12 protein-coding genes are annotated in these 8,661 nt (G+C 39.3%); 5 read left to right on the top strand and 7 right to left on the bottom strand.

Going from position 1 to position 8,661, the window contains the following annotated elements:
* Together AC33VI_RS01355 and AC33VI_RS01360 are read right to left on the bottom strand one after the other, a co-directional pair.
* The coding region (locus AC33VI_RS01355) for a DHH family phosphoesterase (protein WP_491780474.1) at positions 1–556 on the bottom strand (556 nt) is incomplete at its 3' end.
* Positions 557–583: 27 nt separating this feature from the next.
* Positions 584–874: a hypothetical protein gene (locus tag AC33VI_RS01360; protein WP_491780475.1), complete on the bottom strand. Its 291-nt coding sequence runs from the start codon at positions 872–874 to the stop codon at positions 584–586.
* A 192-nt stretch (positions 875–1,066) separates the two neighbouring features.
* Here AC33VI_RS01360 and AC33VI_RS01365 point away from each other — a divergent pair, with 192 nt between their 5' ends.
* Both AC33VI_RS01365 and AC33VI_RS01370 read left to right on the top strand, forming a co-directional pair.
* Complete coding sequence (locus tag AC33VI_RS01365) at positions 1,067–2,242, top strand: HlyD family secretion protein (protein WP_491780476.1); 1,176 nt, start codon at positions 1,067–1,069, stop codon at positions 2,240–2,242.
* Between the two features lie 350 nt (positions 2,243–2,592).
* Positions 2,593–3,135, top strand: coding sequence for a hypothetical protein (locus AC33VI_RS01370; RefSeq protein WP_491780477.1), 543 nt, complete (start codon positions 2,593–2,595; stop codon positions 3,133–3,135).
* A gap of 123 nt (positions 3,136–3,258) precedes the next feature.
* Here AC33VI_RS01370 and AC33VI_RS01375 read toward each other — a convergent pair whose 3' ends face one another.
* The 3 genes from AC33VI_RS01375 to AC33VI_RS01385 all read right to left on the bottom strand — a co-directional run bounded on the left by AC33VI_RS01375 (position 3,259) and on the right by AC33VI_RS01385 (position 4,915).
* Positions 3,259–3,612 (bottom strand): carbon dioxide-concentrating mechanism protein CcmK, encoded by a 354-nt coding sequence (locus AC33VI_RS01375; RefSeq protein ID WP_491780478.1) that lies wholly within the window; start codon positions 3,610–3,612, stop codon positions 3,259–3,261.
* A gap of 129 nt (positions 3,613–3,741) precedes the next feature.
* Positions 3,742–4,056 (bottom strand): carbon dioxide-concentrating mechanism protein CcmK, encoded by a 315-nt coding sequence (locus AC33VI_RS01380; RefSeq protein ID WP_491780479.1) that lies wholly within the window; start codon positions 4,054–4,056, stop codon positions 3,742–3,744.
* Between the two features lie 250 nt (positions 4,057–4,306).
* On the bottom strand, positions 4,307–4,915 hold the full coding sequence (locus AC33VI_RS01385; RefSeq protein WP_491780480.1) for a hypothetical protein: 609 nt from the start codon (positions 4,913–4,915) through the stop codon (positions 4,307–4,309).
* A 211-nt stretch (positions 4,916–5,126) separates the two neighbouring features.
* Here AC33VI_RS01385 and AC33VI_RS01390 point away from each other — a divergent pair, with 211 nt between their 5' ends.
* The 3 genes from AC33VI_RS01390 (at position 5,127) to gpmI (ending at position 7,642) form a co-directional block, all read left to right on the top strand.
* Positions 5,127–5,270, top strand: coding sequence for a hypothetical protein (locus AC33VI_RS01390; protein WP_491780481.1), 144 nt, complete (start codon positions 5,127–5,129; stop codon positions 5,268–5,270).
* A 201-nt stretch (positions 5,271–5,471) separates the two neighbouring features.
* Positions 5,472–5,936, top strand: coding sequence for a thiol-disulfide oxidoreductase DCC family protein (locus AC33VI_RS01395; RefSeq protein WP_491780482.1), 465 nt, complete (start codon positions 5,472–5,474; stop codon positions 5,934–5,936).
* 107 nt (positions 5,937–6,043) lie between these two features.
* Positions 6,044–7,642, top strand: coding sequence for a 2,3-bisphosphoglycerate-independent phosphoglycerate mutase (gene gpmI / locus AC33VI_RS01400; protein WP_491780483.1), 1,599 nt, complete (start codon positions 6,044–6,046; stop codon positions 7,640–7,642).
* A 121-nt stretch (positions 7,643–7,763) separates the two neighbouring features.
* Here gpmI and AC33VI_RS01405 read toward each other — a convergent pair whose 3' ends face one another.
* Positions 7,764–8,123 carry a HEAT repeat domain-containing protein gene (locus AC33VI_RS01405; protein WP_491780484.1) on the bottom strand — a complete coding sequence of 120 codons (360 nt, stop codon included), beginning with the start codon at positions 8,121–8,123 and terminating at the stop codon, positions 7,764–7,766.
* Positions 8,124–8,144: 21 nt separating this feature from the next.
* Positions 8,145–8,453, bottom strand: a complete 309-nt coding sequence (locus AC33VI_RS01410) for a HEAT repeat domain-containing protein (RefSeq protein WP_491780485.1) — start codon at positions 8,451–8,453, stop codon at positions 8,145–8,147.
* Between the last annotated feature and the right edge of the window lie 208 nt (positions 8,454–8,661).

An 8,661-nucleotide genomic window follows, 5' to 3' on the forward strand; every position in this document is an offset into this window, starting at 1 on the left:
TAACTTCAGGACGAAATTCGGGTAAAGTATGGTGGTCGGTAACAATGATATCGATACCCAAATCTTGAGCGTAGGCAATCTCTTCTAAGTTGGTACTTCCCGTATCGCAAGTAACGATAAGTTTCGTCCCTGCCTCTGCCAATCTAGCTATTCCAGGACAATTCAAACCGTGAGATTCGGTCATGCGGTTGGGAATATAATAATCTAGCTGCAAATATTGAGTAAAAAACTGCCCCAAACCATCCCATAAAACACTAGTAGAAGTAATCCCATCCGCATCAAAGTCGCCCCAGATAGTTACCTTTTCTGACCTTTCTCTTGCCTGTTTTAGTCGCTCTACTGCCCATTCCATTTCTCGACCAAAGACAAAAGGACTGGCAGGTTGATAGTTACTGGCATCGAGAAACCCAGGCAATGCTGCTAAATCTCTAACTCCCCTTTGCCATAAAAGTTGAGAGGAATATTTAGCTGTTCTTCCTGTAATCTCCTCGACTCCCTTAACAAACTCTGTGGGGACATCCGATGTAGATAGAATCTGCCACTTTTCCTTTAGCATTACTCTTTACTCTTTACTTTTTACTCTTTACTCAAGATTGAGTCCTGGTACTTTAGGAATCTCTGCGGATTTTTTGCGACATTTTTGAGTAACCGCATCGCAAAGAAAAGCTTCACATTTTTGTTTGTTGTCTTCAACTTTACATTTTTTACACACAATCCCTACTTCAGCCGTCGTGCAGTCATAACCTAGCTTGCCCAAAATACTAACTGTCGCACTTCCCAACTCATCTGTTAAACCAGCATATTCTACCGTCAAACCTGGATTTGGAACGATGGACAAGGAAACAGCCAAAGAAGCAAGAACTAAGGAGCGCATAATTGATATATCCTACAATCTGATGAATAATGCTTCACTAATATAGCAACCACTTACAGGAATCTCAGAGCGATCGCAGTATTTATTAATTAAATAACTATTCGGTTATTAATTTGAGATCTTGGCAACTAATGAAGGAAATTAATTACAATCGAAACTGTTTGCCTTAGAAAATATTTCGCTCTTCAATCTATGTCTTTTTTTCGGCTCAATCCTTGGTTAGCTAGAGTCGGTAACTATGGTCTTATTTTTTGTTTGATTATTTTGGGCAATGGTTGTAATGCCAATTCTCAAGGTCAAGTGCCAGAAACAGAAACGAAAATCGAGCAACCAAAACAGGTAGTAGCCTTGGGCAAACTAATTCCCAAGGGAGAAGTAATTAAACTTTCTGTTGCTAACGCTGAAGACAGTCGAGTCAATCAAATTTTAGTTGAAGAAGGAGAACTAGTAGAAAAAGGACAAGTAATTGCCATTTTGCAAGGCATAGATCGCAGGGAAAGAGATCTCGAAGAAGCAGAAAAAAATGTCGAATTAGCTAGGGCAAAACTAGAGCAGACTTTAGCTGGAGATACCAAACAAGCCGAATTAGCAGCACAAAGAGCCAATATTTCTCGTTTAGAATCTCAGCTGCGTAATGAAATAGTCGAAAAAAAAGCTGCGATCGCAGCAGCCAAAGCTCAATTAAGACAAGCTAATTTGACTTACAGCCGCAATCAAACTTTATACCAACAAGGTGCTGTAAGCCAACAAACTCTGGATGAAGCAACAGAACAATTGGAACTGTCTCAAGCTAATGTCCAAGAGCGTCAAGCCCAACTTAATAACACTCAGCAAACTTTAACCGAAGAAATAAATCTCGAACGAGAAAATTTAGCTAGATTGCAAGAAATTAGACCAGTGGACGTTAGAGTAGCAGAAATAGAGTTAGAACGAGCTATTATCGCCGTAGAGCAGCGCAAAGCAGATTTGGAAGATACAAAAGTCAAAGTTCCTGTTTCTGGGCAAATTTTACGGATTAATACTCGTGTTGGAGAACAGGTAAATACTAGCCAAGGTATTGTGGAATTGGGACAAACAAATGAAATGTATGTCATTGCTGAAATATATGAAACAGATATTAACCAAGTAAAAATCGGGCAGTCGGCGATAATAAGTAGCGAATATGGCGGATTTGAATCAGATCTAAAAGGTATAGTAGAGCATCTCGGTTTGCAGATAGGAGCTAAACAACTATCAGAATCATCTCAAGATCCTACCCAAGATGAAAACTCTCGCATTGTAGAAGTAAAAATTAAGCTCGATCCTCAAGACAGTCCTAAAGTTGCAGGATTGACTAATATGAGAGTCCGAGTGGAAATCCTTCAATAATTTTTATTTGTATCAATTCTGCAAAGAAGTTTATGGACAGTTTAATTAATATTTATATTTATATCAAAACCATTAAGAGCCGTAGGCAATTAAATCTAGATCGTTATAATGACTTTTTAGCTTAGAATCTCTTGAGGAAGTTCTAATAGTATGTAAAAACTAACCAGCTTGGTTGTTAGCAATTACAACAATAGTCTTAAACCAATTATTGAAGTTGGCAATAGATATTCTGTGTTTGCTATAGTTCGATCTTAGAGAGTTATCTTAAGCTTGATACCGTTTAGTAATTATTTTGGGTAATTACCAATATTGAACAAGTATCGCGACCTAAAATATAGATACCAGAATATATGTCTAGAGCCAGCAATCTCAATCATTCTGCTAAAAAAAACAACCTAGATCGCCTACAAAAAGAGTGGACGGAATTTAACCGTTTTCATGTTAAGGGAGAATATTCTTGCCCTGTCTGCCGTCATGGAAAAGTTTCGGAAATGCTCTTGATGGAAACTTTTTCTTGTAATTTCTGTCAGCATATTTTCACCACCAATTTTGACAAGCAGCTACTCAAAATGGCAGACAGTCAACTTCCTCTAACTTGGTATTGGAATGGTAAAAGTTGGAAAGGCATTCACCGAGAAGGATTAGAGATTGGCTGGTCTTATATTGTAGTCGCTTTGGCTTTTGTTTTGTTGCCTACTGCCATTGTCGGTTCTGGAATGTATTTATTTCCCTTAGAAAGTGGCAGTTTGCTTTATTGGTTGCCTCTAACTTGGACGATTTTAACTTTTTGCGCTCATTTGTTCTGCGTCATCTGGTTAATAATTGAATATTATCAGTTTCCTATTTTTCTCTATGTGAGAGCCTTGAAAAGAAAATTATCTTTAATCGATTGATAATTAGTTCTTTTTTATTAAAGATCGCAATTAAAGGTTAAGGATTGAGAGCATAGAGCCTGAAACTATCCCAACCTTTTAATTGTTTGAATTGCTAATAAAATTTTTTAGTAGCTGTGGTTACTAAGAGTTTGGTGCAACAGGCAAAGTTCTTCCTTCAACGCGATCGAAGTAAGGCATAACTTCTTCGGTATAGTCAATGGGAAGTACGGCACAGACATTTTCATGAGGACGAGGAATAATCACCCAAGACTCTAAAGTTGCTCCTTCGGCTCTTTCTACTGCATCGATTCCTGCTGCCATGGCAGTTTTAACTTCCGATACATCACCGCGAATGTTAACGGTAAAACGCGCGCTACCAACGCGAATATAACCTACTAGGGTAACTCGTCCTGCTTTAACCATTGCATCGGCTGCTGCCAAAATACCAGGAAAACCTTTTGTTTCGATCGCACCTACCGCAGATTGAGACGGCATAAATTTGCTCCTTTAAATTATTAATTACAAATACAAATAAACGTAATCCCAGATTACATTTCATGAGTTCTAATTTTAGCTGACTAAAGACAATTTTTGAATATACTTTTAAATTGAGTCTATAGTTATCTAAAAGCGAAATTGCTCCACTTCCTCGGTATAGCGAATGGGCAAAACTGCAACCACATTATCAGGAGGGTTGGGTACAGTATAGTGAGTAATTACTTTTCCGCCAAAAGTTTCGTCTGCTGCTCTCAGTCCTGCTTCCATCGAAGGTTTGACTTCAGATATCGGACCGCGAATCGCAATGACAAAAGTGCCACTCTCTCCTTTATCAAAATAGACTAGAGTAACACGACCAGCCTTGAGCATTGCATCGGACGCAGCTAAAACCGCAGGGAAACCGAGAGTTTGAATTACTCCCACTGCGTGTTGTTGAGTCATATATTTTATATATTTTCTATTGATACATATCCTAACTATCTAGAGTACTATATCTTAGTTGCACTCGGATTATGTAGTTATTAGTTGTTAGTTATTAGTTATTAGTTTAGAGGTCAATAGGATTAAGTTCGATTGTCTTGGCATTAGGATATTATTTTCTGATTGTAAATAATTAATCTCTTTGATTAACAAAGCTAATAATTGTTGTCCCCAAAAATACTTATTTGTGTTAACTGAAAAACATTAATAGCTAAATTTTAATCGCACTAGGCTCGGATACTGTAGCAATAATACGATCGCAACCCGAGTTGGGTTTTGCCCACTGATATTGATGGTCTTGAGGAATACCCCAACACAAACCAAGATATACTTCAGTGCGGGCTGCATCAATTTCTGCCCATTCTGTTTGTTGAATTAATTTTTGCAAATATTCAAAACTAATGGGTTGGTGGTGACCTTGATTGTTGCCAAAATTACTATTCACTAGCCAAAATTTCATTTGCTCTGTAACTCGATACCAAAAATCCAAGATCTGCGATCGCGCTTCTACTAAAATTGCTTTATCCCCTTCAATGGGTACTAATTGACTGTGAATTTCAGGATAGGTAATAGTTTCTCCCGCAAAAGTGCATTTGCGCCAAATAATTCCCGATACTTGATGATTTTGTTGGTATTGATGAATTTGACTGCGAAAATCCCGATAGGCAAAAACTTTATTTACCTTATCCATGTTTAAAGCTTTGGCTACCACAGGATCGTTAATTCGTTTGGCTGAAGAGAGAACAACTCGTTTCCCTTTCCAATTTTCCTTTAATTCGCGATCGAGTATCTGGATTAGTTCGTTAGTGCTATATGTCATTAGTACCAAAGGAATTGATAGCTTCTTTTTGTCATTGTATCTTTGGTCTTCGCAAAGGATCTTAGGCTTTTAGGTTTTTTTTGTTTCATTTCTAATTTTGTCCGCCTACTTGTGTCAATATTTGGCGCTCCTGATTGTTGCTTTTCTTTACATTGTTTGTTAACTTTAGTAACAGATTCGATCCAAAACCTCAATACTCAGGTCTAGAGCGATGAATATCAAGTGGACAAAACTAATATTAAGACTGTGTGTTTGGCTAACTTTAGAACTCTTTTTAGATAGCGTAGGTCTAGACACGATGGCAGATTATAGTGAATTTATTTTCGAGCGCAACTCAGTGGCATTGATAGTTTAAATGGTTAAAATCCTATTAATCATCGAAAGATCAGAATATAACTTAAATACTTTAAATAAACCTAAATTCGGGTAGAATTTCCCACTAGACGCGATCAAATTTTCAAATTACTTTTTTAAAATTAATATCCCGAAAAATTCTGCTTCTCAACGCAGGTAGATTTTAATTATATATTCCAACCAACTTATTCCGAACCAATTTATGACAACACGAGCGGCAAGTAACTCACGATCGACTCCAACTTGGAAAATCAAGCTCTTATACGACGGAGAATGTCCTCTGTGCGTGAGAGAGGTTAATTTTCTCACCAAAAAAGATCGCGGTCGCGGAATTGTTAACTTTGTAGATATTGCAGACATCAATTACAATCCCCAAGAACATGCCGATATCGACTTTGCTACGGCAATGGGTAGAATCCACGCCATCTTACCCGATGACACCGTAATCAAAAATGTAGAAGTATTTCGTCGAGTTTACCAAGAGTTAGGCATGGGTTGGATTTATGCTATTACTAAATTGCCCCTCATAGGTGCGATCGCCGATAAAATGTACGATATTTGGGCGGACTGGCGACTTAAACTCACAGGTAGACCAGATCTAGAAGCTATAATAGCCGAAAGACAAGCAAAAATTAAGACTGATTCTGCAAGATGTCGGATAAATTAAAAGTGAAAATTGCAGCAATCGTCAAAAATTCATTAGAAATACTCTCGAACTAAGGCGGTTCGCGATGTTATTATCAATGTGCCAGTGATTATAATAAGGTAACAATTATGGTTCAAGCACCTGTATCTCCTGTGGTGCTAGCTATTTTAGATGGTTGGGGTCACCGCGAGTCAACAGAAGCTAATGCTATTGCAACTGCAAAGACCCCAATTTTCGATAGCTTGCAGACTGCATATCCTAACACCCTAATCAATACATCTGGTAAAGATGTAGGATTACCTGATGGTCAAATGGGTAACTCGGAAGTAGGGCATCTTAACTTAGGCGCGGGACGAGTCGTTCCCCAAGAGTTAGTTAGAATCTCCGATGCAGTGGAAGATGGTTCTATTTTAGAGAATGAGGCGTTGGTTGGTGCTTGCACCAAGGCTAAAGCAACTGGAGGCAAATTACACCTAATTGGTCTTTGCTCTGAAGGTGGGGTACATTCTCACTTAAAGCATCTAATCGGGTTATTGCACCTAGCCAAGTCTAATGGAATTGAAGATGTTTGTATCCATGCAATTACCGATGGGCGAGATACCTATACTACTGAAGGAATTAAAGCTTTAAATAAAATTCAAGATGCGATCGATAAGATTGGAGTTGGAAGAATAGTGACCCTTAGCGGTCGCTATTTCGCTATGGATCGCGATCGCCGTTGGGATCGGATTCAGCAAGCCTATGACATCATGACCCAAGATACGATTACTGATAAGCGATCTCCTACAGTCGTATTAGAAAGTTTTTACGCTCAAGAAACCACTGATGAATTTATTCCTCCTACGAGAATTGCCTCTGGAGCTATTGAAGAAAAAGATTCGGTGATTTTCTTTAATTTCCGTCCTGACAGAGCAAGACAGCTAACCTATGCTTTTGTAAATGACAATTTTGATGGTTTTGCCAGAGAAAAGCTTAAATCGCTCCACTTTGTTACTTTTACTCAATACGATCCTAATGCGGCAGTCGAAGTAGCATTTAAACCACAAAACCTAACCAATATTTTGGGTGAAGTGATAGCCAATAATGGTTTGTCTCAATTTCGCACGGCTGAAACAGAAAAATATCCCCACGTTACCTATTTCTTTAATGGTGGTTTAGAACAACCTTTTGAAGGAGAAGATCGAGAATTAATTCAAAGCCCGATGGTAGCCACCTACGATCGCGCCCCCCAAATGTCGGCTCAAGCAGTGACAGATTCAGTTTGTCAGGCAGTGGATAAGGGCATTTATTCTTTGATTGTAGTTAACTATGCCAATCCTGATATGGTCGGACATACTGGCAATCTAGAAGCAGCAGTTGAAGCTATTGAAACTGTCGATCGCTGTTTGGGTACGGTGATTGAGAAGGTGAATAAAGCTGGCGGCACGTTATTAATTACTGCGGATCATGGCAACGCTGAATATATGCGCGATGCGGATGGCAATCCTTGGACGGCACACACGACTAATCCCGTACCTTTCATCTTGGTAGAAGGGGAAAAGAGAAAAGTAGTCGGACATGGTGGGGATACTCCCTTAAGAGCGGATGGTTGTTTGGCAGATATCGCGCCAACTATTTTAGAAATATTGCAGATTCCTCAACCAGTAGAAATGACTGGTCGGTCTTTAATCGAATCTGCTGCCTATGAAACTAAAAAAAATCGTACTCCCATTAAGATATCAATGTAGTAGGGGCGGTTGGCGAAATGGTCAGACCCCGCGTCGGCGTAAGACGTTTACCCCGAGCCAAACGGGGCAAGCCCAGATCGGTGAACTGGGCAAGGGAACGCTGACCAGAAGCCCTTACCCTTCATGGCTTTGATAGTGCTGCTGCTACGACTCTGTAATGTTCGTCCTGTTGTAGTTGGGCTAACAATTTCTTAGCCCGTAAATCTTGAGAAGCGGTAAGAGCGATCGCGGTACGCCATCTGGTGCGCCAATAATCGTCTTGGGCTAAAACAGCAAAGAGATCGAATGCTTCCTGTTTATATTCTGTATCTAATAGTTGACTGAGGGAAAGTATTGCGGTTTCTTTAGTTGTTTGGTCGACCTTAGCCAAACCCAATTTGATAATTTCCCAGAGTACATGATGATTTTTGCTATCTACCAGAATGGCAATTACTGTCTGATGTACCAACCAATTGTCCGAGTTGATAAACAACTGGCGCAAAACTGGAATAGAGCGATTACGCTATCGCGTAGCCTTCGGATCGCCAAATTGAAAGATAGAGTTTGCTGCCTCGGCTAATACATTAGCATCTCGTTCTTGGGCAAGGATATTTTGCAAAATACTAAAAGATTTATCGGTTAGGTGATTTCCCAAACCCATAACAGCAAAACGACGCAAAGCAAAATCTGCTTCTTGAAATAATTGTTGCAAAATTGGTAGGGCAACTTCAGCCGACATAGTAGCCAATTCATCTAAAGCAACTTTCCGCCTATACAGAGAAGGATTGCGTAATTGTGTTTTTATTTGTTGTAGGGAATTTTCATTCACCATAGTTAGATGTAGTGGCTTGCAAAAGCTAGAGCCTCGGCTCGCAAAAACTAGCGTTTTCGACTCAGATTGGGTCTTGCACGCTTTTGGTGATCCAAGAATCAGGCGATCGCTAGTTTACTAGACAGGACACAAAAATCTTTTCTTGAGTAGTTCATGACTGGCACGACCATACATTTGTCTTTTCAACATCTTGAGTCGATTAACCTGA

This window comes from Waterburya sp., from assembly GCF_058530065.1.

What these genes read in the sequence shown, in the direction of transcription:
- gpmI (WP_491780483.1), top strand. Translation starts at nt 6,044, where the DNA reads ATGGTTCAAGCACCTGTATCTCCTGTGGTGCTAGCTATTTTAGATGGT.
- AC33VI_RS01410 (WP_491780485.1), bottom strand. Translation starts at nt 8,453, where the DNA reads ATGGTGAATGAAAATTCCCTACAACAAATAAAAACACAATTACGCAAT.
- AC33VI_RS01365 (WP_491780476.1), top strand. Translation starts at nt 1,067, where the DNA reads ATGTCTTTTTTTCGGCTCAATCCTTGGTTAGCTAGAGTCGGTAACTAT.
- AC33VI_RS01370 (WP_491780477.1), top strand. Translation starts at nt 2,593, where the DNA reads ATGTCTAGAGCCAGCAATCTCAATCATTCTGCTAAAAAAAACAACCTA.
- AC33VI_RS01385 (WP_491780480.1), bottom strand. Translation starts at nt 4,915, where the DNA reads ATGACATATAGCACTAACGAACTAATCCAGATACTCGATCGCGAATTA.
- AC33VI_RS01360 (WP_491780475.1), bottom strand. Translation starts at nt 874, where the DNA reads ATGCGCTCCTTAGTTCTTGCTTCTTTGGCTGTTTCCTTGTCCATCGTT.
- AC33VI_RS01395 (WP_491780482.1), top strand. Translation starts at nt 5,472, where the DNA reads ATGACAACACGAGCGGCAAGTAACTCACGATCGACTCCAACTTGGAAA.
- AC33VI_RS01375 (WP_491780478.1), bottom strand. Translation starts at nt 3,612, where the DNA reads ATGCCGTCTCAATCTGCGGTAGGTGCGATCGAAACAAAAGGTTTTCCT.
- AC33VI_RS01380 (WP_491780479.1), bottom strand. Translation starts at nt 4,056, where the DNA reads ATGACTCAACAACACGCAGTGGGAGTAATTCAAACTCTCGGTTTCCCT.
- AC33VI_RS01390 (WP_491780481.1), top strand. Translation starts at nt 5,127, where the DNA reads ATGAATATCAAGTGGACAAAACTAATATTAAGACTGTGTGTTTGGCTA.